Genomic DNA, 23575 nt, shown 5'->3' on the forward strand with positions numbered 1-23575 from the left:
GTCAGTCGTTCTCGTAGCCGTAGACTTCCGGCAGGATGAAGATTGCGGCAAGCAATCCGATCAGCGGGAAGATCGCGACCATCAGCGTGGCATTCGCCTGCCCGATCGCGGCGAACACCGTCGGGAACAGGAAGATCGCCATGAACGACGGCAGCTTCACGAACATGTATGCGAAACCGCTGGCTGTGCCGCGGTACTTCGGCTTGGCGACCATGGTCGGGATCGTCATGCAGTTCGACGCATCCCAATAATGGCCCCACAACATCGCGGCCGCCGCGAACGGCAGCAGGATCTTGTTGTCGGTGTAGAGCGCGAAAGCCGCGACCAGCAGCGAGACCAGCACGATCGAGAAGCCTGCGATGGAGATGCCGCGGTGCCCGATCTTCGGCGTCAGCAACGGACCGACCCAGCCCGATACGGCGGCGAAGGAGAACAGCGCCATCGTCACCAGATTGATGCCCAGAATGCTCGACACGCCGACCATGACAAAGAGCACCGGCAGGTAGAACGCGAAGGTCGAGAACTCGCTGGCTTGCACGAAGCAGGCGATCCAGCCGTAGATCGTGGCGCGCCAGCGGATCGGATCCTTTCTGAGGTCGGCGATGAAAGCGCTGGTAGAGACCTTCGGCATCACCACGTCCTGGTCCGGCAGCATGGCGAGATCGTCGTTGAACATTTCGCGCGCGACCTTTTTGGCCTCGCGGTAGCGTCCCTTCTGCACCAGCCACACCGCCGTCTCCGGCACGTCGTGGCGCATCACCAGGATGATCAGCGCGGGCAGCGCGCCGAGGCCGAGCGTCACGCGCCACAGCGTCTCGTGGTTGATGTCGAGCAGCAGGAAGATGACGATGACGCCGATGGTCAGCACCTCACCGACGGCGAACATGAACTGCCAGCGGTTACCCATGACCTCGCGCTCACCCTTGGCCATGGATTCCATGATGTAGGTGTAGCCGGTCGAGATGTCCGAGCCGAGCGGAATGCCGAGCAGGAAGCGGATCACGATCAGCCATGTCACGTTCGGCACGAAAGCCTGCGCCAACGCCAGCACGATGAACATCACCATCGTCACCAGGAACATGACGCGGCGGCCGATCTTGTCGGACAGCCAGCCGCCGAGCAGCGCGCCGATCAGGGCGCCACCTTGCGTGCCGGCCGCGGCAAGGCCCAGCATCAGCGGATCGGGATTGAACTGCTCCTTGATGAAGATCAGCACGAAGGCGATCGAATAGAGGTCCCAGGCTTCGACCAGGATCGAGGCCATCATCAGCCAGCCGACCTTGTTGCCCTTCGGACTGTAGTTCGTGATGAGGTAGCGGACCGCGGCTTCGCTCGCGGTCGGTTGTGGCATTGCCATCGTCGACATGTCTGGTCCCTTCTTCAAAACTCTTTCCGCCCAGTACTTTTCAAGCGCCAAGCAGCGGCTCGATGCTGCAGTCGAGCAGGCGCGGATCGATCCCCGCCTCCATGCCCTTGAACATCTGGTCCATGTAGTCGATCAGCGCATCGCTCGCCTTCACGGCGTCCTCGACGTGACGTCCGGCGACTGCACTGAGAATGGCGAGGTGACGATCGATCGTGCCTGACAGATCGGTCTGCCCCGGCATGAAGCGGTGGTGGATGTAGCCGATGCGGCGGTACAGCGTGTGCAACGGCCGCAGCGTGTGCACCAGGAACGGCTCGCCGGCGGCTTCCAGCACCAGCGCATCGATGCGACGATCGATGCTGTTGAACTCGTCGAGGGTCAGGGTCGCGCGGCGCTCGCGCAACAGACGCTCGATGTGCAGCGCCTGATTGCGATGCGAAAGGCTGGCGCGATCGGCCGCAAGCCGCACGACGAAGCGCTCCATGTCCCGGCGCAGGGCCAGCAGCATGCGCTCACGCGCGAGATCGATCGGCGCGATGTGCAGGCCATGGCGCGGGCGGATGATGATGAGGGTGTCGGCGGACAGACGGTTGACGGCATGGTGCACCGGCGTGCGCCCGAAGCCGGTGATGTGCTGCAATTCCAGCATCGTCATGAATTGTCCGGGCTTGAGCTCGCAGTGAACAAGGAGCTCTTCGATCTTCTGGTAGGCCAGCTCGAAGAAGTTGAGCCGGTTACGTCGGGAGGGCTTGCCCTCGCCGTCGTCGTCGTTCCTCACCACCTCGAGCGCGCGCTTGCGCTTTGCCATGTCGTTCTCTCCCGTCAGCCTGCGCTCTCGTTGCTGGATGGCGCCCTTTGTCGCAGCCTTAAAACATGTTGTGATATATTACAAGCAGGCGTAAGACGTCCGCGCGTGCTGCAACATGTTGCAGCGCAAAATGAGAAGTCAGGCGCGAGGCGCCTGTGACGGGAGGAGAATGGCCGTGAAGATCACGTCGATCGAGACGCTGCGCACCGAGGAATTCTCCAACGTCATCTGGGTACGCGTCCACACCGACACCGGCATGATCGGTCTCGGTGAAACCTTCTACGGCGCGGGCGCAGTCGAAGCGCAGATCCACGACACCTTTGCCGGCCGCCTGCTCGGCCGCAATCCCCTGCACATCGAAGCCATCCATCGCGACATGCTGAACCTGCCGATGGCGCAGTCGTCCACCGGCGTCGAGTATCGCGCGGCCTCCGCGATCGACATCGCGCTATGGGATTTGTTCGGCAAGGTCTGCAATCAGCCGGTGCACCAGATGCTCGGTGGCCTCTGCCGCGACAAGCAGCGCATCTACAACACCTGCGCCGGCACCCAATATGTCCGCTCGACCAATATCAGCCCGGTGTCGAACTGGAACCTCGGCGCCAACAAGGGTCCCTATGAGGATCTCGACGGCTTCATGAACCGTGCCGACGGGCTCGCCGAAAGCCTTCTGGAGAGCGGAATCTCCGCGATGAAGATCTGGCCGTTCGATCCCGCCGCACAGGAAAACAAGGGCCTCTACATCACCGCCGCGCAGATGAAGCAGGCGATCGAGCCGTTCGAGAAGATTCGGAAGGCCGTCGGCGACAAGATGGAGATCATGGTCGAGCTCCACTCGCTCTGGAATCTCCCGACCGCCAAGCAGATCGCGCGCGCGCTCGAACCCTACAAGCCGACCTGGTACGAAGACCCGATCCGCATGAACTCGCCGCAGGCGCTGGCCGAATATGCCCGCTCCACCGACGTCTGGGTCTGCGCCAGCGAGACGCTGGGCTCGCGCTTCCCCTACAAGGACATGCTCGACCGCGATGCCATGCATGTGGTGATGGCCGATTTGTGCTGGACCGGCGGCCTCACCGAGGGCCGCAAGATCGCGGCGATGGCCGAGACCTATCACCGGCCCTTCGCACCGCATGACTGCATCGGCCCGATCGGCTTCATCGCGGCCATCCACATGTCGTTCAGCCAGCCCAACACGCTGATCCAGGAATCGGTGCGTGCGTTCTACAAAGGCTGGTACAATGAGCTTGTCACCACGATGCCCACGATCAAGGATGGTTTTGTCTATCCGATGGAAGGACCCGGCCTCGGCGTCGACCTTCTGCCTGCGGTGTTCGACCGCTCCGATCTGACCGTGCGCCGCTCCAACGTTTGAGGAATTCTTGAGATGAGCACCGCCCTCTTCGACCTTTCCGGCCGCACCGCGCTCGTGACCGGCTCCTCCCGCGGTCTCGGCCGCGCCATCGCCGAGGGCATGGCCAAGGCCGGCGCCAGGATCATCATCAACGGCGTCGATCCGAAGCGCGTCGAGCAGGCCGTCGCCGAGTTTCGCGCCACAGGCCATCAGGCCGAAGGTGCCGCGTTCAACGTTACCGACGAGCCCGCGATCGTCGCTGCGTTCAACGACTTCGACAACAAGGGCATTGCGGTCGACATTCTCGTCAACAATGCCGGCATCCAGCACCGCAAGCCGCTGGTGGAATTCACCACCGACGAATGGCGCAAGGTGATCGAGACAGATCTCACCAGTGCCTTCGTGATCGGCCGCGAGGCTGGTAAGCGCATGATCCCGCGCAAGCACGGCAAGATCATCAATATCGGCTCGCTCGGCAGCGAGCTGGCGCGCCCCACCATCGCGCCCTACACGGCGGCGAAGGGCGGCATCAAGAATCTGACCCGCTCGATGGCGGTGGAATGGGCCCAGCACGGCATCCAGGCCAACGCGATCGGCCCGGGCTACATGCTCACCGACATGAACGAGGCGCTGCTCAACAACACTGACTTCAACAACTGGCTGATGGGCCGCATCCCCTCCAAGCGCTGGGGCCGACCGGACGAGCTGGTGGGCGCTGCGATCTTCCTCGCGTCGGACGCTTCCACGTATGTCAATGGCCAGATCATCTATGTCGATGGCGGCATGATCGCCGCGATGTGATCGCGAAACGCTGAAGGAACGAGCCCATGCGCGCCGTCGTCATTCACGCCCCGAAGGATCTGCGGATCGACAGTTATCCTGATCCGGCGCCCGGCCCGGGCGAGGTCCGCGTCAAGATCGCCAATGGCGGCATCTGCGGCTCCGACCTGCATTACTATCACCATGGCGGCTTCGGCGTCGTCCGCATCCAGCAGCCGATGGCGCTCGGGCATGAGATCGCCGGCGTGGTCGCAGCGGTCGGTGACGGCGTCACCGCCGTGAAATCAGGCACGCGCGTCGCGGTCAACCCGAGCAAGCCGTGCGGCCAGTGCCTGCATTGCCAGGAAGGCCTACGCAACCAGTGCTTGGACATGCGCTTTCTCGGCAGCGCGATGCGCTTTCCCCATGTGCAGGGCGGTTTTCGCGAGTTCATCACGGTCGATGCGACGCAGGCCGTACCGATCGCCGACAAGCTGTCGCTGGCGGAAGCCGCCGTGGCCGAACCGCTCGCGGTGTGCCTCCACGCCGGCAGGCAGGCCGGCCCCCTCCTCGGCAAGCGCGTGCTGATCACCGGCTGCGGCCCGATCGGCGCGCTGATGATTCTTGTTTCGCGTTTCGGCGGCGCGTCCGAGATCGTGGTGACCGACGTCGCGGACGCACCGCTTGCGGTCGCGAAAAAACTCGGCGCCACGCACGCCATCAACGTCGCGACGAATGCCGATGCGCTCGATCCCTGGCGCGCCGGCAAGGGCGTGTTCGACACGCTGTTCGAGGCCTCGGGCAACCAGGCCGCGCTGCGCGCCGCGCTCGACGTGCTCCGGCCCGGCGCAACGCTGGTGCAGCTCGGCCTCGGCGGCGAGATGACGCTGCCGATCAACGCCATCGTCGCCAAGGAATTGCAGCTCCGCGGCACCTTCCGCTTCGATCCCGAGTTCGAGCTCGCGGTGCGGCTGATGGGTGAAGGCCTGATCGACGTCAAGCCGCTGATCACGGCGACCATGCCGTTCGAGAACGCGGTCGCCGCGTTTGAATTGGCCAGCGACCGCTCGCAGTCGATGAAGGTGCAACTGACGTTCTAAACTAGTGGCTCTCGACCAGCCGTTCGCTCACCAGCCGCACGGCGCCCCGCTTCCACGAATAGTCCGCGCCCAGGCGCAGGCCACTGTCGCCGCGTGCCAGCACCGCACCGGTTCTGGCATCGCGAACCTGGAAGCCGAGCGTGTACTCGGTGCGGCTGACCCGCCGCACCACGCCGATCAGTGACTGATCCGCGCCGAGCTTCTGCGCGATCGCGGCCTCACATCCGTTGCAGTCGCGCAAAGCCTGCGCTTTTGCCACCTCGCCGCCGACATCCACGATACGGTAGCGGCCGGACTGACTGAGCGCCTCGCGCACGCTGCCGGTGACTTCGGCGAGGTAGGACGCATCCGAAATGGCCGACGCGCCCGCCGAGGCGGCCGTCGTGTCCTCCAGCTCGAAATCGAACACAGCAAGTGCGACCGGCGCGGGTATGGTGAGCGCAGCCATGACTTCGCGAGACACAAAGACCTCGGCGCGCTCCCATGATTCATCATTGTCGCCGCGGAAGGTGTAGAGCTTGTCCATCACGAGCCTTTTGGCGCCGACGTCGATGACGGCGACCTTGGCCCATTGCACCAGCGTGCTGGTCTTCTGGATGCCGCCGATGACCTTGAATGCGGCGCCATCCTGGGCTGACGGCACCAGCCGAAAGCGCCCGCCCTCGCCGATATCGCGCCTGAGCGCGGCCATGAACGCCTGAAGCCGCCGCTCATGGGCAGCGGTCTGGTTGGCCGGCTCGGCCGACGTGTCGGTGTAGCTGAAATCGTCCATGGCCACGCCGATGGCGGCCTCGGCATCCGCTGGCGAATACGCCGCCGGAAGGGTGAAGAGGAGGAAAGCGGAGAGGATCAACCTGATGCGGCGCATGCGGGCCTCGTGTGATGGAGCGGCGCGGCAATCTGGATGGCAATCCCGGGCCGCGCAGCAGCGTCGGTCCCGACCAGAGCCGGGAAAATTTCACGACGTTGCACTGCGGTAAGCGTGGCGCTTTGCGCCGCCTGCGTTCTGCCGTCTAATGCGCGCGCGACAATCCCGTTCGCGCCAGGTACCCGCCGATGTGGAACCGTCCGAGGTTCGATCTCAAGGTCCGTCTGACGTTACGCGTGGCCGCGATATCGGCCGCCTGTTTCGCGGCGATTTCCGCCTATTTCCTCGTGACGGCTGACCGCGCGGCCCACACGCGCCTCGACGATATCGCCGCCATCGTGGCCAAGACGCTGGAGCTGCAACAGGGCAAGATCCAGTGGGTGGCGAGCCCGCGCTCGGACTTCCCCAACCTCGACCCCGTCTCGGCCTATGTGATGACGCCCGGCCTGTGCTTGGGATTCCGCGGCCCGAGCGGCGAGATGATGCAGCGATTCTGTAGCGGCGCGCCAATCCCGGCGAACCCGCCGCCGCAGGCCTTTGCCGCCTTCTACCGCAGCCTGTTCGACCCCGGCCGCGAGGCGACGCGTCCCGTGATCGTGCGCGGAGCAACGCTGGGCGAGACCATCGTCACGGTCGATCCGGCCGTGCAAACGGCTGAGGCATGGCACGAGGCCGGCCGCCTGATGCTTGCGCTTGCGATCGCACTGCCGCTGTTGTGCGCCCTGGTCTATGCCGCGCTGGGCCGCGCACTGCGCCCCACCCGCATGATCCGTACCGGCCTCGAGCGCATCGCGGCCAACGATCTAACCACGCGGCTGCCGCCGTTCGACCTCGCCGAGCTCTCGGCGATCCGCGACGTCTTCAACCATCTCGCCGAAAGCCTCGACAATGCGCTGGCCGAGCGCAGCGAGCTGACGCGAAAGCTGATCGCGCTTCAGGACGAGGAGCGCCGCCATCTCGCCCGCGAGCTGCACGATGAGTTCGGCCAGTCGCTCGCCGCCATCCGTGCGCTCGCCTCGTCCGCCCGCCAGACTGCCGCGCAGGACTGCCCTGCTCTGCTCGGCGAGTGCGACGGCATCGCGCGAACCGCGACCGGCATGATGGAGACGTTGCGCGGCACGTTGTTCCGGCTGCGCCCGCCTGACGTCGAGGAGCTCGGGCTCGTCGCCAGCCTCGAAGGCCTGGTCGCGGGCTGGAACGGGCGTAGCCGCGGCCAGACACGCTTCACGATCCGTTTCGACGGTGCGTTCGAGAGCCTGCCGGCCGCGATCAGCGCCAGCCTCTACCGCATCGTGCAGGAAGCACTCACCAACGCCGCCAAGCACGCCGATGCCACCAAGGTGAGCCTGGAACTGGTGATGCGCAATGAGGAGATCGCGCTTGCGATCGACGATGACGGCCGGTCGCACGATCCCGCCTCGAAATCCGGCATGGGCCTGCTCGGCATGCGCGAGCGCGTCGCGGCGTTGCGCGGCCAGTTGAGCTTCGAGGCCACACCGAACGGCGGATCCGCCCTGCGCGTGGTCATTCCGCTCGCAGCCGCCGACCGGCAGTTGCTGGAGCGCGCGGCATGAGCGCGGCCGACGCGACCATTTTGCTGGTCGACGATCATTCCGTCGTCCGCGAGGGCTATCGCTCCGTGCTCCAGAAACAGCCGGGATTGCGCGTCATCGCCGAAGCCGCCGACGGCGCCGAGGCCTACCGCCTTTTCAAATCGGAGACGCCCGACCTCGTCATCATGGACCTGAGCATGCCCGGCATCGGCGGCATCGAGGCCGTCAGGCGGATCCGGCAATGGGACAAGGGTGCGCGAATCCTCGTCTTCACCATGCACGAGAATGCCGGCTTCGCCGTGCAGGCGATCCGCGCCGGTGCGAGGGGTTATGTCACCAAGACCAGTCCGCCGGAGACGCTGGTGCGCGCCGTCATGGACGTGCTCGCCGGCAAGATCGCGATCAGCCCCGACATCGACCACGAGCTTGCGCTGAGCCGTCTCGCCGGCGAAAGCTCCGCCGCCGACGTGCTCACGCCGCGCGAATTCGAAGTGATGCGGCTGCTGCTCGCCGAGAACACGACGGAGCAGATCGCCGAGACGCTGCATGTCAGCCCGAAGACCGTGGCGAACCTGCATTCGCTGATCAAGGACAAGCTCGGCGTCGGCTCCGACATCGAGCTGGTCCGGCTGGCACTGCGCCAGGGACTCCTGACGCAGCTCGATCTCGGCGAAGCCTGATCGCGTGGCCGCGGATCATTCGCGCGCAACCACCGAATCCAGCCATGCGCAGTTCAGCGGCGGCACGCGGGGATCAGCGACCCGTACGCCGCGCGCGGCCGCATCCAGCCGCATGTCGCGCAGGCGTTTGCGCTGTTCTTCGGGCATGTAAAGCCGCTCGTGGCCCCATAGCGATGGCCCGTCAAAGGTCTCGTGCGGCTGCCAGGTCTCGGGATCAATGATGCGCCCGCCCCAGCCGTATTCGATGAAGAAGCCGGACGGTGTGTTCACGTAAAACGAGGTCATGTGGTCGTTGGTGTGCCGTCCCAGCGTATAGACGACGCGGTCATCTTCGAGCTGTGCGAGGTCGTAGCCCTGCCCGACATCGTCGAGACTGCCGAGCTCTACCATGAAATGGTGCATCGCCTTCCGTCCCGAGCCGACCATCGCAAAGGAATGATGGCGGCCATTGACGTGAAAAAAATACAGCCCGTAGGGCTTCAGCCCGAAATCAGAGACGTGAAAGCCGAGCACGTCGCGATAGAACGGGACCAGCGGCTCGACGTCCTCGACATTGAGCACGACATGCCCCATCCCAAGCGCGCCGGTGCGGAAACCCGTGATCGGCCGGCCCGGCTTGAAGGGTTCGCTCGCAAGCTCGGGCTTGCAGAAGGCCTCCAGTCGGTTGCCGGCGGGATCGGCGAAAATGATCAACTCGGCCACGTGCCGCTCATCGGCGAGCGCACGCGCGCCGCGCGTCACCTTCACGCCGTGGCTTTCCAGCCGCCCGGCCAACTGGTCGAGCGCGGCGGTTGACGGAACTTCCCAGCCCATCACGGCCAAACCCGCATCGCTGCTGCCATCGACGATCAGGCGCTGCTTGCGATCGTCCATGCGGAAGGCGCGCATCTTGCCGCCACGATCGACCTGCTGCATGCCGAGCAGCCCGGTCGCCATCCGGCCCCACTGATCGAGCTGGGATGAGTTGATCCCGATATAGCTGAGCGCGGTGATTTCCATCGACGTTCTCCCAAGAGCATCGCATCCGCTGCACTGCGGCGAACTTGATACCTATCGCGCACGATCCTACGGTGACCCGCAATCGCTTCGCGTTTGCAGTGACGATAATCGCGAGGCCGCCGTCCACAAGGGAGGAAATACGAAGTGTCCAAGGAGCGGACGCGCACCGGGGCGCCGCGACAGTCGGAAGGCGTCCGCGCCTTCAAGCGCGGGCTGGACGTGCTGCAGGAGGTCAACCGCTCCGGCGGCATCCGCGCCGGCGACGTCGCCCGTGCGCTCGATTTGCCCCGCCCGACCGTCTATCGCCTGCTCGAGACGCTGGAGGAACTCGGCTACGTTGCCCGCAGCGCCAGCGACGATCGATTCCGCGTGACCCGGCGCGCGCTGAGCCTTGGCGATGGCTACGATCCCGGCGTCGTGATCTGCCAGGCGGCAGCGCCTTATCTCGCCGAACTGAGCAAGACGCTGGTCTGGCCAGTCGATCTCTCAACTTATGAGAACGCGGCGATGGTGGTGCAGGAGACTACGCATTCCCGCAGCCCGCTCTCGATCGACCGCGGCATGATTGGCAAGCGCCTGCCGATGCTGCGAACATCCGCGGGCCGCGCCTATCTCGCCGCCTGCTCCGCGCGCGAGCGCGATCTGATCGTCAACCATCTGCGCCGCATCGACGAGGCCGACGACCGCCCCTTCCTGGCCGAGGACCGCCTCGATCGGGTGATCGCCGAGACCGCCGCACGAGGCTACGCTATCCGCAGCGAAGGCGAATACAATCCGAAGACGGCATCGATTGCAGTTCCAATCGTTCGCGATGGCGCCGTGTTCGGCTGCATCTCCATCATCTGGATTCGTTCGGCGCTTGGGATTGAGGAGGCGGTGACGCAGTTTGCGAGCCAGCTTCAGGAGACGGCCGCAGCCATTCCCGTCGAAGTGTGACACTCTGGCGTCCAAGCAGAAGTTAGCTCCACAACGTGTACCAAATCTCCCTTGTTATCAGGAACTGAAATACCGCAATCAGACCGCCGCGCAATCCATAGAAATCATCTGCATTTAGCGGCGGAAACGCGAAGGTACCGTATCTGCTCTCGGGGTGAAACGCCCTGACGCGATCATGATAGTCTAACTTTCTGTAGCGTTTGCTGTCGATTTCCTGTGCTGAAATGCCATAGGGCTCTGCCAGCAGCTGAGGCTGTGCGTCGGCAAATTGAGAAACGAGACTTTTCGCCTTCTCGTATAAGTCTGATCCGCCCGAGACATCATCACTATGTGCGCGCCGCCCGGATAAATATGTAAGATTCCATGATCTGGTCGCATCGAGAGAAGCAGTGCAGATAAGAAGCGAACTTCCTCGAACGCGAAGAATGTTACTTCCGACCAATACTTGTGAGCTCGTTGTTCGTCGGTTTGAACCGCGACAAAGCCGAACTCCTCATCCAAGTAGTAGGTCCCTTTGATCCTTGGATGTTGCCTCGGGGATAAAGACCACTCTTGGAAAGAAACCTGATTCTAAATGACGGTCCCCGGCTTGTCCGGCCGGGCAGTGACAAGAGCCCACCACTGACAATCTGCCCGACGGCCACGACGAACTCCCCAAATTAGCGCAGCACATTTTCATGCTATAGCCCGTTGATTGCGTTGCCTAGCTCCACCACGGGCACGTTCACATCCGCAGCTCCCGCTGAGGACAGGCCTAGGCGCGGCAGGCGCCAAGGCGTTTCCGTCCGCACAGCGGACACTTGGCGCAGCGGCGTTGATGCTGCAGCACGTCTTGGGGAAGAGATAGCCCCATGCAGGATAAATCCGCCCCCGAAGAATTTGACGTCGTGATCGTCGGCCGTGGCCCGGTCGGGGCCACGCTTGCCAATCTGCTCGGCCTGTGCGGCGTGCGGACGCTGGTGCTGGAGCGCGAGGCGCGAACCTATCATCTACCGCGCGCGGTGCATTTCGATGACGAATGCATGCGCGTGTTCCAGACCATTGGCGTTGCCGACGCGATCGTGCAGCAAACCATCCTCAGTCCCGGCATGCTCTTCCTTGATGCGAGCGGCAAAATGCTGCTGGACTGGTCACGACCGCAGACGCTGACGCCGATGGGCTGGAATCTCAGTTACCGCTTTCACCAGCCTGATCTGGAGGATGTGCTGATCGGTGGTCTGGCGCGCTGGCCGCACGTCACTTTGCGCAGCCGCTGCGACGTGTTCGCGCTCGATCAGGACGAGACCGGCGTACGCGTCCGCTATGAGGACCTGTCCAACGGCAGGTTGGCCGAGGTCCGCGCCGCCTATGTCATGGGCTGCGACGGCGCCCGCTCGCTGGTGCGCCGCTTCATCGGCTCCGGCATGGACGATCTCGGCTTCCACGAACGCTGGCTGGTGATCGACGTGCTGCTCAAGCGCGAGCGCGACGACCTCGGCGATTACAGCATTCAGCATTGCGATCCCAGGCGGCCCGCGACTTACGTCCGCGGCACCGGCACGCGCCGGCGCTGGGAGATCACGGCGCTTCCGGACGAGGACTCCCAGGACGTGGCGCAGCCGGCAAAAGTCTGGGAGCTGCTGTCGCGCTGGATCACGCCTGAGGATGCCGAACTCGAGCGCGCGGTGGTCTATACCTTTCATTCCGTGATCGCACAGCAATGGCGCAACGGACGGCTGCTGCTCGCGGGTGATTCCGCGCACCAGACCCCGCCCTTCCTCGGCCAGGGCATGTGCGCCGGCATCCGCGATGCCGCCAACCTTGCATGGAAGCTCGGTGCGGTCGTCCGTGGCGACGCTGCGCCTGATCTGCTCGACACCTATCAGAGCGAACGCCAGTCGCATGTCCGCGAGTTCATCGAGCTCGCCATTCGGCTGGGCGGCGTCATCAACACCAAGGCGATCGAAGCCGGCCTTGCCGCCGGGCAGGCGCGCGAGAATGCGCCGGTCAAGCTGGAGGTGAAGAAGCCCCTGATCGGCCCAGGCCTTGGGCTCGACGACCTGCCTCTGGCCGGTCATCTCGCACCGCAGTTCGTGCTGAATGACGGCAGCCGCGGCGACGACCGGATCGGGTACAGGCATGTCCTGCTCGTCAAGAGCGCGGCCACGCTGCCGTCGCGGCCGGCTCATTCGCAGGCAGGAATCAATATCCTGACCAGCGACGACGCCGAGGGTATCGGGCCATGGCTGCGCGAGCACGGCATCATCGCCGCGCTCGTTCGCCCCGACCGCTACATCCGCGGCACCGCCCGCAACGATACCGAGCTCGACCGGCTCTTCGCCGCCATCACGCCTCCAACCCATGTGCCGTCCGCGGCCTGACCGACCACTCATCAAGGATATCTCATGAAGCTGCTCTCCTTCATCGCCAACGGCCACGCCTCCTTCGGGGCCGTCAAGGACAACGGCGTCGTCGATCTCGGCACGCGCATGGCACCCTGCGCCACGCTGCGGCAGTTGCTCGAAGCGGGTCGCACGGCCGAGGCGGCAAAGCTGGTCGCGTCCGCGGCGTCCGATCATTCGCTCGATGAGATCAGCTTTGCGCCCGTCATCCCCGATCCCGGCAAGATCATCTGCGTCGGCCTCAATTATCGCGACCACGTCGCCGAAACCGGCCGCACCGTGACCGAGAAGCCGGCACTGTTCGTCCGCTTCCCCTGCAGCCAGGTCGGCCATCTCCGGCCGATCGTGAAGCCTGATGTGAGCGACGATTTCGACTACGAGGGCGAGCTTGCGCTCGTCATCGGCAAGCAAGGCCGCCATATCCGCGCTAGCCGCGCGCTCGACCACATCGCCGGCTATTCCTGCTACAACGAAGGCAGCATCCGCGACTGGCAGCGCCACACCAGCCAGTTCCTCTCCGGCAAGACCTTTGCGGAGAGCGGCAGCTTCGGTCCTTGGCTGGTGACGACGGACGAGATTCCCGACCCGTCGAAGCTCTCCTTGCAGACGCGGCTCAACGGCACCGTGGTGCAGAACACCACCACCGATCTGCTGATCACGGCGATCCCCGAGCTGATCGCCTACATCTCGACGATCTGCCCGCTTGTCGCCGGCGACGTCATCGTCACGGGCACGCCGGGCGGCGTCGGCGCCAAGCGCTCGCCGCCCTTGTGGATGCGCCCCGGCGACACCGTCGAGGTCGAGATTTCCGGCATCGGCACGTTGCGCAACAAGGTCATCGCCGAACCGGCCTGATCGCCAACACCAATCAGTCAACGATAAAATCGGGAAACGCCATGGCCACTCTTCGCACGACGTCCACCGCCATCCTGCTGACCGCGCTGGCGCTCGCAGGCACCGCGCGCGCCGAGATCAAGCGGGACGCCGTCCGCATCGGTGTCCTCACCGACATGAACGGCATATTCGCAACCGCGATGGGCCCGGGCTCCGTCGAGGCGGCAAGGATGGCGGCGGAGGAGTTCGGCGGCAGGATCGGCGGCAAGCCGATCGAGATTTTGCAGGCCGATCACCAGAACAAGCCGGACCTCGCGGCCTCGCTCGCCCGCAAATGGTTCAGCGACGGTGTCCAGGCGATCGCGGACGGCGGCAGTTCCGGCGCGGCGCTCGCGGTGCACGAGCTGGTGCGTGGCAACGGCAAGATCTTTCTGATCTCCGGCGCTGGCGCCAACCAGCTCACCGACGAGGCCTGCGCGCCGACCAGCGTGCAATGGACCCAGGACGCATATTCCACCGCGACCGCCGTCGTCTCCGGCATCATGCAGACCAGCAAGGAGCCGTGGTTCTTCATCACCGGCGACTATGCGTTCGGCCATTCGATCGAGGCGACCGCGCGCGAGCGCATTGCCGCACTCGGCGGCAAGGTGGCCGGCGGCGTGAAAGCGCAGCTCGGCACACCCGACTACAGCTCGTTCCTGCTCCAGGCACAGTCGTCCGGCGCAAAGATCCTCGCGATCAATGTCGCCGGCGACAACGCCACCGCGATCAAGCAGGCCGAGGAATTCGGTCTTGCCGCGCAGGGCATGAAGATCGTGCCGATGTCGTTCCAGAACGTCGACATCGAGGCGGTCGGGCTGAAGGCCACCCGCGGCGATCTCATCGTCACCTCATTCTTCGAGGACGTCTCCCCGGCAGCCCGGAAGTTCTCAGACGCGTTTTATGTCCGCCGCAAGGCGATGCCATCGCAGATCCAGGCCGGTGTCTATTCCGCCGTACGCCACTATCTGCAAGCGGTGAAGGACACCGATTCCGACGACAGCGCGACCGTCATGGCGAAAATGAAAGCGACACCGGTTGCGGATGCCTACACCACCAATGGCCGCATCCGCGAGGACCAGCGCATGGTGCACGACCTCTATCTGGTGCAGGTCAAGACACCCGAAGAATCCAGGGGACCGTGGGACTTCGTCAAGCTGATCGCGACCATCCCGCCCGACCAGGCCTTCCGCCCGCTCGACCGCAGCAAGTGCAATTTGGTCGGCAAATAATCAGGCGAGATAGCGCGTGAGATAGCCTTCCATCGCGTAGAGCGCACAGAGCGCGAGGCTCGACCACACGGCGGCGCTGAAATACAGGAACATCCAGGTCAGCTCGCCCTTCCAATGCGCGATGTCGTGGGTCACCACCCAGCGCGTCGAGACGTCATGCAGGCCTTCGAGGAAACCGAGCAACCTGCCGCCCTCTTGATGCCCTGCCCGCCAGCGGCTGAGATACATCGGCACGTCGACGGTGACGAGGAAGGCGAGGAAGCAGGCGATGCCGATGATTCCGGCAATCAGCGCCCAGCGCACCGGTCCCTGGAATTCCGGCATCAAGCGGCACAGCGCAATGCCCGCGAGGAAGAAGGTCACCGCCCACAGCGAGTTCTCGATCGCGTTGTAGAGGAAGTTGGTCGTCACCACCGCGTACCAGGAAAAGCACTCCGCGATGATGATGATGGGCACGATCACGAGCGCGATGTTTACCGCGGTCTCCGCGCCCGTCATCTGACCCAGCTGATGCAGGATGATCGCCCATTGCGCGACGAAGCACAGTTCGGCCACTGTCGCGACCGTGCGGCCAACGAAGATGCTCGACAGCCAGGTGTCGAACAAACAGATTCGCTGCACGTCGGCGCGCGGCAGCACCGAGCGGAAGGCGCAGCCGAACACATAGCCGGCGCAGAGCAGCAACATCAGGCCACTGTCGGAGCCGCCACTGATGCTGCCCGCGACCGTCGGATAGAACTCGCGGTACAGCATGAACCAGACGAGGATATTGGCCGCACTGACAAGCGTCAGAGACCCCCACCACCACGCGAGGGGATTTGACCGGGCCTGCCACTGCAACATGATGAATCGCTCCGCTTTAATCGATATGACATCTAGCGGTAGCAATTCTGTCATGAATGAGCGCTAAGGCGCGACAGAAATCGATGTCATGATACTGTCATAATAACGCCGCGCGCTGTCATATTCGCGAAGGCTGCTCGACGTTCAGCGATGGAGAGCGCCCGTTCGAATCACGGGCATCAATCACGACGAACCGTTTCGGCGCCGCGAATATATCCCGCCGATCCGGACGACGAAGTGAGCGCTTCGCGCGGCTCAATGATCTCGATCTCCTTCCTCAAGGATCCTTGCAATCCAAAGCCACAGACCAAGGCTTCTCAGGACTGGGGAATGGCGCCGATTTGTCCACATATCGGACGGAAACATTCAAAATCTATATCTATTCGACAATTTTGATCTGATCGTCCATAATAATGCTATGGCCCAAACTCCTCGGTCCAAGGCACCCCAAGCCTCCTCGTCCGCCGCCGTGGTGCTGGCATCGCGCGCCGATGATGCCGCGTTCGCGACGACACTCGCAAAAGGCCTCGTGGTGCTCGAAGCCTTCAAGGCCGGGACGACGTTGCTCGGCAACATGGAGCTGTCGGGCCTGACGGGGATTCCCCGGCCGACGGTGGCGCGGCTGACGCATACGCTCACCGAGCTCGGCTATCTCCGCCACGATGCCGGTCGCGCCAAGTACCGCGTCGGCGCACGGACGCTTCGCATGGCGCATCCGCTGCTCGCCGACATGCAGTTCCGCCAGGTCGCGCGGCCCATGATGCAGGAACTGGCGCAGAGCGTGCGCGGCACGGTCTCGATCGGCCTGCTCGATGCGACCTCCATGATCTATGTCGAGACCGCGCGCTCCGGCGACGTCGGCCCGCACGTCCCCGACATCGGCATGCCCATTCCCGTGGTGATGACGGCGATGGGCCGCGCCGCGGCTGCGACCTTGCCGCAGACCGATGCCGCACTCCTGGAAAAGCGCCTCGCGAGCGATGACGCCGAACTCTGGTCGGCCTTCCGCGACAAATACCACGCCGGCCTTGCCCAATGCGCGAACCGTGGCTTCTGCACCTGCTGGGGCGAATACATGGCCTCGATCCACGCCGTCGCGGCGCCGCTGTTTCACGCGCGCGAAACCAGCCGGTCGTTCTCGATCAATTGCGGCATCCCCGCGTTCCGGCTCCAGCCCGGCCAGCTCGAGGGCGAGATCGGCCCGCGCATCGCCGCGCTCGCCGACAGCATCCGCGCCATCGTGGGCGAGGCGGCCCCGGCGGCGGGACCACAGAAGCAAAACAAGAAGAGGGCCAGCAAATGAACAAGAACACTGGCACTCCACGACCGGGAGGCCACCATGACCATCACACGCCGAACCTTGCTGGGCACCCTCGCCCTCTCGGGACTTCCCTGCCCTGCACGCAGTGAGGACGCCTGGCCGTCGCGGATGGTGCGACTGATCTCGCCCTACGGGCCCGGCGGCTCCAACGATATCTCGCTGCGTCTGCTCGCCGAAGAGTTCGGCCGCAGCCTGCACCAGCAATTCATCGTCGAGAACAAGCCGGGTGCCGGCACGCGCATTGCGAATGATCTCGTCGCGCATGCGCCGGGCGACGGTTACACCATTCTCTATGTCGCGGCCCCCTACGCCACCGCCGAAGCGCTGTTCGGCAAGCTGACCTACGATCGCAAGGAGCTACAGCCGGTCGCGATGGCGGTGATCGCGCCGCTGTTCCTGATCATCAGCGCGGACGCGCCGTTCAAGACGCTGCCCGAATTGATCGCCTACGGCAAATCGAAGCCGGACGGATTGACCTTCGCCTCGCCCGGCGCGGGTTCGCAGCCGCATCTCGCCGGCGAACTCCTGTTCCGCGATGCCGGGGTCAAGGGCCTGAACATCCCCTTCCGCGGCGATGCAGCCTCCTACACCGAGCTGCTCGCCGGCCGCGTCGATGCGACGCTGACGGCGCTACCGACTGCGCTTCCCTACATCCAGAGCGGCAAGTTCATCGTGCTGGGCGTCGCGTCCCCCGAGCGCAGTGCGCTCTACCCGCAAGCGCCGACCCTGCGCGAGCAGGGGTTTCCAAACGTGGCCGCAGCCGGCTGGTACGGATTCATGGCGCCGTCGACCACGCCGCAGGCCGTCGTCGACAAGTTCCAGGCCGAAGCGCTTCGCGCGCTCGCTGAGCCTGCCATCAAGAACAAATTGACCGCCCAGGGCCTGGAGGTGCGCGCCGGCACGGCCGCCGAGTTCGGCCGGTTCATCGACGGCGAGACGCAGAAGTGGACCACGCTGATCCGAGAGGCCGGGCTCAAGGGCGAGTGACGATCACAAACAGGGGATGGAAATGAAGACCGGTTATTTGAAGCACGCCACGACCGCCGCGCTCGCCCTCGCGCTGTCGATCCCGGCCGCACAGGCGCAGAAGATATACGACCCCGGCGCCTCCGACGCCGAGATCAAGATCGGCCAGACCGTACCACTCAGCGGCCCGGCCTCGGCCTATGCCGTCATCGGCAAGACCCAGGCTGCCTACATGAAGATGATCAACGACCAGGGCGGCGTGAACGGCCGCAAGGTCTCGCTGATCCAGTATGACGACGCCTACTCGCCGCCGAAGACGGTGGAGCAGACCCGCAAGCTGGTCGAGAGCGACGAGGTCCTGCTGACGTTCCAGATCATCGGCACCGCGCCGAACGTCGCCGTGCAGAAATATCTCAACGCCAAGAAGGTGCCGCAGTTGTTCGCTGCCACCGGTGCTGCACGCTTCACCGATCCAAAAAACTATCCATGGACCATGGGCTTCAACCCGTCTTACCTCGTCGAGGGCCGGATCTACGCGCAGTATCTCCTGAAGAACCATCCGAACGCCAGGATCGGCGTGCTCTATCAGAACGACGATCTCGGCAAGGACTATCTCGCCGGCCTGAAGGCCGGCCTCGGCGACAAGGCGAAGATGGTCGTGGCCGAGACCTCCTACGAGATCACCGAACCGACCATCGATTCCCAGATCCTGCGCTTGAAGGACGCCGGCGCCGACGTGCTGTTCAGCGCCACGACGCCTAAGCAGGCGGCGCAGGCGATCAAGAAGGTCGCCGAGATCGGCTGGAAGCCGCTGCACATCATCGACATCAACGCCTCCTCGGTCAGCGCCGTGCTGAAGCCCGCCGGGCTCGACAACGCCAAGGGGGTCGTCAGCGTCGGTTACGTCAAGGACTCAGCCGATCCCGAATGGAAGGACGATTCCGGCATGAAGCGCTATCTCGCCTTCATGGCGAAATACTATCCGGACGGCGACAAGGATTCGAATCTGAACGTCTACGGATACATCACCGCGCAGCTCCTGGTGCAGGTGCTGAAGCAATGCGGCGACGACCTCACCCGCGAGAATGTGATGCGCCAGGCCGCCAACCTCAGAAACATCGAGCTCGACCTGACCCTGCCCGGCATCTCGGTGACGACGACACCGACCGATTACCGCGTCAACAAGCAGTTCCAGATGGTGCAGTTCGACGGTCAACGGTGGCAGAAGCTCGGCGACATCATCACGGACGAAGCGAAGGAATAATGAGGCCCGGCGCGGCGGATAAACCGCCTCGCTCGCCATCGCCGGGCTTGAGCCAGCTTCCCTCGCGCTCGCTCACGCGACGCCAGATGTGGATGCCCGGGCCTCCGAGTCCGGCCCGGGCACGACAACGGACGGCGCCGCTACCCCTTCATCCCACCCACATACGCCGCCAACTTGTCCAGCGTCTGGTAGCCGTACTCGACGGCGCCGAAGCCGATCGCACCATCGCGTTGCGCTGTGTTCGACATCAATTGCCGCATCATCAGCACCGTCTTGCCGTTGCTCTGCTCGGCAAACGTGACGGTGAAGCGGAACATGCCGGGATCCTCGTCCTGGTCGACGCCGTGATCCATCTCCATCAACGAGGGCCGCTCGATGCGGCGGAAGCGCATGCGGTTCGGATAGACGGTGCCGTCGGGACCGATCATGTTGAAGCGCCAGACGCCGCCAACGCGCACGTCGATCTCGAAAGTCTCGAGCTTGAAGCCCTTCGGCCCGAACCATTGCGGCAGATGTTTTGGGTCGGACCACGCCTCGAACACGAGATCGCGCGGCGCGTCGATCACGCGCGACATCACGATCTCGCGGTCGAGCGACCATTGCGACAAAGCGGGATTGGCAGAATTCGTCATCGTCAGGCACCTTTCCGTTTGCTTGAACGGGATGGCCGCTTGGCGGCCGCCCGCTCCTTCTCTTTCTTGAGCTTCATCACGTAGGCCTCGAAGCGGTCGAGCCGTGCCTCCCAGATCGCGCGCTGCTGCTGGAACCAGTCCTCGGCGCCGACGAGCGCGTCGGGGCGGAGGCGGCAGGTGCGCACGCGGCCGGATTTTTCCGACTGAACGAGTCCGCTCGTCTCCAGCACGTGGATGTGTTTCATGAAGCTCGGCAGCGCCATCTCGAAGGGATCGGCGAGCTCGCCGACCGACGCCTCGCCGTCGCAAAGCCGCATCACGATTGCCCGCCGCGTGGGATCGGCAAGGGCTGCGAAAACCTGGTCGAGTGGGGATAATTGGTTAGCCATGGAGCTAACTATACAGGGACGGCGACCGGCGTCAATGATTGTTAGCCGATCAGCTAAGTTATTTGCGGACGTGCCGCCGCACGCGTGGAACCCACAACGCGCAATCGTGAATTGGGGCGCGCCGCCCTCTCCGCTAGAAAGAGATCGGGGGCGCATCACATCATGCGTCAGAGCCGTGCCATCTATTGACACATCATCGCACCTCACCCGGCGGGCGTTCGCTGCGCTCGTTCCCCTCGCATTGGCCTGGCCGTGCCGCGCAATCGCGGATTCCGATATGATTGCGCAGATGCGCGACATCGTCGCGGGTGAGCTGGCGCCGACCATGACACCGGACCAGCCGGGCGGCCTCGCCGCTGCGCTCTACGCCGGCCACCATGTCGAATTCTTCAACTACGGCTTTGCGGACGACGCCACGCGCAGACCGGTCACGCCGGACACGCTGTTCAACCTCGGCTCCTTGCGCAAACCCTTCGAGGCCACGCTGGTGGCCCTCGGTGCGCTTCGCGGCGAGCTGCGGCTCGACGATGCCTTGCCGAAATATCTACCCGAGCTCACCGGCGACTACGTCCGCCGCGTCACCATCGGCGAGCTCGCCACGCATACGTCGGGAATGCTGCTGCCGACCGACCATCCGCCGTGGCCGAACGAGCAGTTCTCGCGGGCGCAGTTCATCGCGATGTTCAACGCCTGGACACCGCAAGCCGGCGAAGCGCCCGGCAAGCAACGCATCTACAGCCATGCCTGCTACGTGCTGCTTCAGCTCGTGCTCGAGCGCTGTTACGACACCCCGATCGCAACATTGTTCGAGCAGCGCATCCTGAAACCGCTGGGCATGAAGGCGACTTCGGTGCCCGAGCGCGGCGAGGACAACCGCGCCTTGATGGATGCAACCTGGATGCAGCGCGTGGTCCAGGGTTATTCGGACCAGGGCATGGCGATCGGCCCGCCCGGCAACCAGCAAAGCTATTTTAACTTTCCCGGCAGCGGCCAGATGTTCTCGTCGCCGCGGGATCTCGCAACCTTCGTTGCGGCCTGCGTCGACGGCTGCGCGGCTGATCCGCCTTTGTGCGAGGCGCTGCGGATGACGCAGCGCCAGACCTTCCGCGTCGATGAGAAGTTCGGGCAAGGCATGGCCTGGGAAGCGGTCCACCTCCCCGGCGTCACCATCGTCGACAAGCCGGGCGGCCTCAACAATACGTCCGGCTATCTCGGACTCGTCCCTGACAGACAGATCGGCTTCGTCCTGCTCGCCAATCGCGGCGAATACCCGCACGAAATCGTTCGCTACAAGATCCTGCCCGCGCTGGCGCAGCTCGCGGCCTCGCACTGAGCCGTCCCGCAAAACAGAAAGCCCCGGCAGAGCCGCGGCTTTCCACACCAGATCCGGAACGGGAAGCTCAGTATCTGGCGACGACGGGGCCGCCGAACTTGTAGTTCACGCCGACGCGCACGATGTTCGACTTGAGGTCGACCGAATGGGTGAAGGTCTGGGCCGGCAGTGCCAGGCCGATGTTCAGATTGTTGCTGGTCATTCTGCTACGACCAAGATCGACATAGAGATATTCGGCCTTCAACGACCAGCCGCCGCCGACCGCATATTCGCCGCCAAGGCCGGCGGTCCAGCCGACGCGGGTGTCCCGGATCGTTCCGGATTCGGTCGCGGCCAAGAAGGTATCGGTAAAGGTGAAGTTGCCCTTCACTTCCGCGATGGCGGCACCGCCCGTTGCATAAATCAACCAGCTCGGTGTCGCGAGGAAGCCGATGCGGCCGCGAATGGTGGCGAGCCAATCAGCCGAAACCGACGAATTGATGGTGAAGCTGGTCGGCGCGCAGCAGGGATACAAGGCGGTGCCGCTCGCGCTGCCCTTGAAACCGAAATAGTTAATGTCGCCCTCGAGGCCGAGCACCGCGTTGTTGACCTGCCAGTTGTAGCCGGCGGTGAAGCCTCCGGTCACGCTGGAGCTGTTGATGCGCTGGGCACCGACCGCGGCGATGGCACCCACGCTCGAGTCCGCGAAATACGCGGCCACCGGAAACAGGGTCGTGGTAGCCGGGTTCGCGCTGCCCCACTGCCCTCCGACATTGCCGCCGACGTAAAAGCCCGTCCAGTTATAGGCCGGCGCCATCACCGGCGCCTTGGTGTATTGCGCCGCGAGGTCGGCCGCCTGCAGGGATGCGGTGCCCAACACAATCGATGCAACCGCCAGCAAAAACTTCTTCATTCCAGTCTCCTCGCCCCACGCGATCGATCTCGCGTTTCGAATGCGCACGGGCGGAAACCATCCGGCGCAGGCTGAGAATAGGATGTGCGTCGCTGTCCGTCTTGGGCTGCGGCGCAGTCCATAGAGACTGTGACGTAATATGCGCCTCGGATCATGCGAAAGAACGACGGGTGTGACTAATTGGCCACGCGTCCTCGATCATCGGCGACGCGCAATGCACGTCCATGTCGCATCACGACAAGGCCGCGGGGGCGGGCGCGAATCCGTGCGCCAATTCATACCGAGCGGGTCAGCCCGCCGTCGACGCGGATGTTCTGGCCGGTGATGTAGGCCGCGCCGTCTGAAGCGAGGAACGAGACTGTGGCCGCGATCTCCTCGACCTTGCCGTAGCGCTGCATCGGCACGCTGTCGCGACGCGCGTCCGTTTGCGGCAAACTGTCGATCCAGCCCGGCAGCACGTTGTTCATCCGGATGTTCTCGGCCGCATGCGTGTCGGTGAAGATCTTCGTGAAGGCGGCAAGGCCGGCGCGAAAGACTGCCGAAGTGGGGAACATCGCGCTCGGCTCGAACGCCCAGGCGGTCGAAATGTTGATGATGGTGCCCGCCTTCTGCGCCTGCATCACCGGCGTCACCAGCCGGGTCGGACGGATCACGTTGAGCAGATAGGTGTCGAGGCCGGTATGCCACTGCTCGTCGGTAATCTCGGTGATCGGCGCACGCGGCCCATGGCCGGCGCTGTTGACGAGCACGTCGATGCGGCCCCATTTGGCCATCGCAGCGTCGATGAAGCGCTTCAGATCGTCGTTCGACTTGTTGGAGCCGGTGACGCCGAGACCACCGAGTTCGGCCGCCAGCGCCTCGCCCTTGCCGGAGGAGGACAGGATCGCAACGCGAAAGCCGTCAGCCGCAAGCCGCCGCGCAGCCCCTGCCCCCATGCCGCTGCCGCCTGCCGTGACGAGTGCGACCCTCTCTGCTGCCATGACCGTTCATCCTCTGTGATATCGTTGAGGCCTTCTACCGCCGGAC

General features: G+C 64.3%; 22 protein-coding genes. 13 read left to right on the top strand and 9 right to left on the bottom strand.

All coding sequences use genetic code 11. The features are described from left to right. Window position 1: 1 nt before the first annotated feature. Together AB7532_RS21610 and AB7532_RS21615 are read right to left on the bottom strand one after the other, a co-directional pair. A complete protein-coding gene (locus AB7532_RS21610; protein ID WP_441236745.1) occupies window positions 2-1366 on the bottom strand; it encodes an MFS transporter in 1365 nt (454 codons plus the stop codon). A 40-nt stretch (window positions 1367-1406) separates the two neighbouring features. After that, window positions 1407-2174, bottom strand: a complete 768-nt coding sequence (locus AB7532_RS21615; RefSeq protein ID WP_441236746.1) for a GntR family transcriptional regulator — start codon at window positions 2172-2174, stop codon at window positions 1407-1409. Between the two features lie 175 nt (window positions 2175-2349). On the opposite strand from AB7532_RS21615, the gene AB7532_RS21620 reads away from it, so the two are divergent. Genes AB7532_RS21620 through AB7532_RS21630 form a run of 3 tightly spaced genes read left to right on the top strand, consistent with a single transcriptional unit; the run spans window position 2350 to window position 5387 of the window. Continuing rightward, the gene (locus AB7532_RS21620) at window positions 2350-3549 is read left to right on the top strand and encodes a mandelate racemase/muconate lactonizing enzyme family protein (RefSeq protein WP_441236747.1); all 1200 of its coding nucleotides are present in this window, start codon (window positions 2350-2352) and stop codon (window positions 3547-3549) included. Between the two features lie 12 nt (window positions 3550-3561). Next, the gene (locus AB7532_RS21625) at window positions 3562-4329 is read left to right on the top strand and encodes an SDR family oxidoreductase (protein WP_441236748.1); all 768 of its coding nucleotides are present in this window, start codon (window positions 3562-3564) and stop codon (window positions 4327-4329) included. Window positions 4330-4355: 26 nt separating this feature from the next. Continuing rightward, the gene (locus AB7532_RS21630) at window positions 4356-5387 is read left to right on the top strand and encodes an L-idonate 5-dehydrogenase (protein WP_441236749.1); all 1032 of its coding nucleotides are present in this window, start codon (window positions 4356-4358) and stop codon (window positions 5385-5387) included. A gap of 1 nt (window position 5388) precedes the next feature. On the opposite strand, the gene AB7532_RS21635 is transcribed toward AB7532_RS21630, so the two are convergent. Beyond that, the gene (locus tag AB7532_RS21635) at window positions 5389-6255 is read right to left on the bottom strand and encodes a DUF2380 domain-containing protein (RefSeq protein ID WP_441236750.1); all 867 of its coding nucleotides are present in this window, start codon (window positions 6253-6255) and stop codon (window positions 5389-5391) included. 188 nt (window positions 6256-6443) lie between these two features. On the opposite strand from AB7532_RS21635, the gene AB7532_RS21640 reads away from it, so the two are divergent. Both AB7532_RS21640 and AB7532_RS21645 read left to right on the top strand, forming a co-directional pair. Continuing rightward, the gene (locus AB7532_RS21640; RefSeq protein ID WP_441236751.1) at window positions 6444-7829 is read left to right on the top strand and encodes a HAMP domain-containing sensor histidine kinase; all 1386 of its coding nucleotides are present in this window, start codon (window positions 6444-6446) and stop codon (window positions 7827-7829) included. Next, window positions 7826-8488, top strand: coding sequence for a response regulator (locus tag AB7532_RS21645; RefSeq protein ID WP_441236752.1), 663 nt, complete (start codon window positions 7826-7828; stop codon window positions 8486-8488). The genes AB7532_RS21640 and AB7532_RS21645 overlap by 4 nt, the downstream gene beginning before the upstream one ends. A 15-nt stretch (window positions 8489-8503) precedes the next feature. Here the strand turns inward: AB7532_RS21645 and AB7532_RS21650 are convergent, their stop codons facing one another. Then, the gene (locus AB7532_RS21650) at window positions 8504-9487 is read right to left on the bottom strand and encodes a VOC family protein (protein WP_441236753.1); all 984 of its coding nucleotides are present in this window, start codon (window positions 9485-9487) and stop codon (window positions 8504-8506) included. A gap of 144 nt (window positions 9488-9631) precedes the next feature. Between AB7532_RS21650 and AB7532_RS21655 the strand changes: the two genes are divergently transcribed. The 4 genes from AB7532_RS21655 to AB7532_RS21670 all read left to right on the top strand — a co-directional run bounded on the left by AB7532_RS21655 (window position 9632) and on the right by AB7532_RS21670 (window position 14909). Then, a complete protein-coding gene (locus AB7532_RS21655) occupies window positions 9632-10423 on the top strand; it encodes a DNA-binding transcriptional regulator (RefSeq protein WP_441236754.1) in 792 nt (263 codons plus the stop codon). Between the two features lie 851 nt (window positions 10424-11274). After that, entirely contained in the window at window positions 11275-12783 is a 1509-nt protein-coding gene (mhpA, locus tag AB7532_RS21660) for a bifunctional 3-(3-hydroxy-phenyl)propionate/3-hydroxycinnamic acid hydroxylase MhpA (protein WP_441236755.1), read from the top strand. A 24-nt stretch (window positions 12784-12807) separates the two neighbouring features. Continuing rightward, on the top strand, window positions 12808-13659 hold the full coding sequence (locus tag AB7532_RS21665) for a fumarylacetoacetate hydrolase family protein (RefSeq protein WP_441236756.1): 852 nt from the start codon (window positions 12808-12810) through the stop codon (window positions 13657-13659). A gap of 41 nt (window positions 13660-13700) precedes the next feature. Further along, on the top strand, window positions 13701-14909 hold the full coding sequence (locus tag AB7532_RS21670; RefSeq protein WP_441236757.1) for an ABC transporter substrate-binding protein: 1209 nt from the start codon (window positions 13701-13703) through the stop codon (window positions 14907-14909). Here AB7532_RS21670 and AB7532_RS21675 read toward each other — a convergent pair whose 3' ends face one another. Beyond that, window positions 14910-15752 carry a hypothetical protein gene (locus AB7532_RS21675; RefSeq protein WP_441236758.1) on the bottom strand — a complete coding sequence of 281 codons (843 nt, stop codon included), beginning with the start codon at window positions 15750-15752 and terminating at the stop codon, window positions 14910-14912. A gap of 418 nt (window positions 15753-16170) precedes the next feature. On the opposite strand from AB7532_RS21675, the gene AB7532_RS21680 reads away from it, so the two are divergent. The 3 genes from AB7532_RS21680 to AB7532_RS21690 are packed head-to-tail and all read left to right on the top strand — an operon-like array spanning window position 16171 to window position 19303. Continuing rightward, window positions 16171-17055, top strand: a complete 885-nt coding sequence (locus AB7532_RS21680; RefSeq protein ID WP_441236759.1) for an IclR family transcriptional regulator — start codon at window positions 16171-16173, stop codon at window positions 17053-17055. A 36-nt stretch (window positions 17056-17091) separates the two neighbouring features. After that, complete coding sequence (locus AB7532_RS21685) at window positions 17092-18060, top strand: Bug family tripartite tricarboxylate transporter substrate binding protein (protein WP_441236760.1); 969 nt, start codon at window positions 17092-17094, stop codon at window positions 18058-18060. 22 nt (window positions 18061-18082) lie between these two features. Continuing rightward, window positions 18083-19303 (top strand): ABC transporter substrate-binding protein, encoded by a 1221-nt coding sequence (locus tag AB7532_RS21690; protein WP_441236761.1) that lies wholly within the window; start codon window positions 18083-18085, stop codon window positions 19301-19303. A 140-nt stretch (window positions 19304-19443) separates the two neighbouring features. On the opposite strand, the gene AB7532_RS21695 is transcribed toward AB7532_RS21690, so the two are convergent. Further along, window positions 19444-19935, bottom strand: a complete 492-nt coding sequence (locus AB7532_RS21695; protein WP_441236762.1) for an SRPBCC family protein — start codon at window positions 19933-19935, stop codon at window positions 19444-19446. Between the two features lie 2 nt (window positions 19936-19937). Further along, complete coding sequence (locus tag AB7532_RS21700) at window positions 19938-20324, bottom strand: ArsR/SmtB family transcription factor (RefSeq protein ID WP_441236763.1); 387 nt, start codon at window positions 20322-20324, stop codon at window positions 19938-19940. Between the two features lie 277 nt (window positions 20325-20601). Between AB7532_RS21700 and AB7532_RS21705 the strand changes: the two genes are divergently transcribed. Continuing rightward, entirely contained in the window at window positions 20602-21657 is a 1056-nt protein-coding gene (locus AB7532_RS21705) for a serine hydrolase (protein WP_441236764.1), read from the top strand. Window positions 21658-21724: 67 nt separating this feature from the next. On the opposite strand, the gene AB7532_RS21710 is transcribed toward AB7532_RS21705, so the two are convergent. Continuing rightward, window positions 21725-22549: an outer membrane protein gene (locus AB7532_RS21710; RefSeq protein WP_441236765.1), complete on the bottom strand. Its 825-nt coding sequence runs from the start codon at window positions 22547-22549 to the stop codon at window positions 21725-21727. A 275-nt stretch (window positions 22550-22824) separates the two neighbouring features. Beyond that, window positions 22825-23529, bottom strand: a complete 705-nt coding sequence (locus AB7532_RS21715) for an SDR family oxidoreductase (protein WP_441236766.1) — start codon at window positions 23527-23529, stop codon at window positions 22825-22827. Between the last annotated feature and the right edge of the window lie 46 nt (window positions 23530-23575).

The sequence above is a fragment of the Bradyrhizobium sp. 930_D9_N1_4 genome (assembly GCF_052076015.1).
Lineage (GTDB): Bacteria > Pseudomonadota > Alphaproteobacteria > Rhizobiales > Xanthobacteraceae > Bradyrhizobium.

Coding starts and splice junctions, on each gene's coding strand:
- AB7532_RS21610 (WP_441236745.1), bottom strand. CDS start 1,366: ATGTCGACGATGGCAATGCCACAACCGACCGCGAGCGAAGCCGCGGTC.
- AB7532_RS21615 (WP_441236746.1), bottom strand. CDS start 2,174: ATGGCAAAGCGCAAGCGCGCGCTCGAGGTGGTGAGGAACGACGACGAC.
- AB7532_RS21625 (WP_441236748.1), top strand. CDS start 3,562: ATGAGCACCGCCCTCTTCGACCTTTCCGGCCGCACCGCGCTCGTGACC.
- AB7532_RS21630 (WP_441236749.1), top strand. CDS start 4,356: ATGCGCGCCGTCGTCATTCACGCCCCGAAGGATCTGCGGATCGACAGT.
- AB7532_RS21635 (WP_441236750.1), bottom strand. CDS start 6,255: ATGCGCCGCATCAGGTTGATCCTCTCCGCTTTCCTCCTCTTCACCCTT.
- AB7532_RS21640 (WP_441236751.1), top strand. CDS start 6,444: ATGTGGAACCGTCCGAGGTTCGATCTCAAGGTCCGTCTGACGTTACGC.
- AB7532_RS21645 (WP_441236752.1), top strand. CDS start 7,826: ATGAGCGCGGCCGACGCGACCATTTTGCTGGTCGACGATCATTCCGTC.
- AB7532_RS21650 (WP_441236753.1), bottom strand. CDS start 9,487: ATGGAAATCACCGCGCTCAGCTATATCGGGATCAACTCATCCCAGCTC.
- mhpA (WP_441236755.1), top strand. CDS start 11,275: ATGCAGGATAAATCCGCCCCCGAAGAATTTGACGTCGTGATCGTCGGC.
- AB7532_RS21665 (WP_441236756.1), top strand. CDS start 12,808: ATGAAGCTGCTCTCCTTCATCGCCAACGGCCACGCCTCCTTCGGGGCC.
- AB7532_RS21670 (WP_441236757.1), top strand. CDS start 13,701: ATGGCCACTCTTCGCACGACGTCCACCGCCATCCTGCTGACCGCGCTG.
- AB7532_RS21675 (WP_441236758.1), bottom strand. CDS start 15,752: ATGTTGCAGTGGCAGGCCCGGTCAAATCCCCTCGCGTGGTGGTGGGGG.
- AB7532_RS21680 (WP_441236759.1), top strand. CDS start 16,171: ATGGCCCAAACTCCTCGGTCCAAGGCACCCCAAGCCTCCTCGTCCGCC.
- AB7532_RS21685 (WP_441236760.1), top strand. CDS start 17,092: ATGACCATCACACGCCGAACCTTGCTGGGCACCCTCGCCCTCTCGGGA.
- AB7532_RS21690 (WP_441236761.1), top strand. CDS start 18,083: ATGAAGACCGGTTATTTGAAGCACGCCACGACCGCCGCGCTCGCCCTC.
- AB7532_RS21695 (WP_441236762.1), bottom strand. CDS start 19,935: ATGACGAATTCTGCCAATCCCGCTTTGTCGCAATGGTCGCTCGACCGC.
- AB7532_RS21700 (WP_441236763.1), bottom strand. CDS start 20,324: ATGGCTAACCAATTATCCCCACTCGACCAGGTTTTCGCAGCCCTTGCC.
- AB7532_RS21705 (WP_441236764.1), top strand. CDS start 20,602: ATGATTGCGCAGATGCGCGACATCGTCGCGGGTGAGCTGGCGCCGACC.
- AB7532_RS21710 (WP_441236765.1), bottom strand. CDS start 22,549: ATGAAGAAGTTTTTGCTGGCGGTTGCATCGATTGTGTTGGGCACCGCA.
- AB7532_RS21715 (WP_441236766.1), bottom strand. CDS start 23,529: ATGGCAGCAGAGAGGGTCGCACTCGTCACGGCAGGCGGCAGCGGCATG.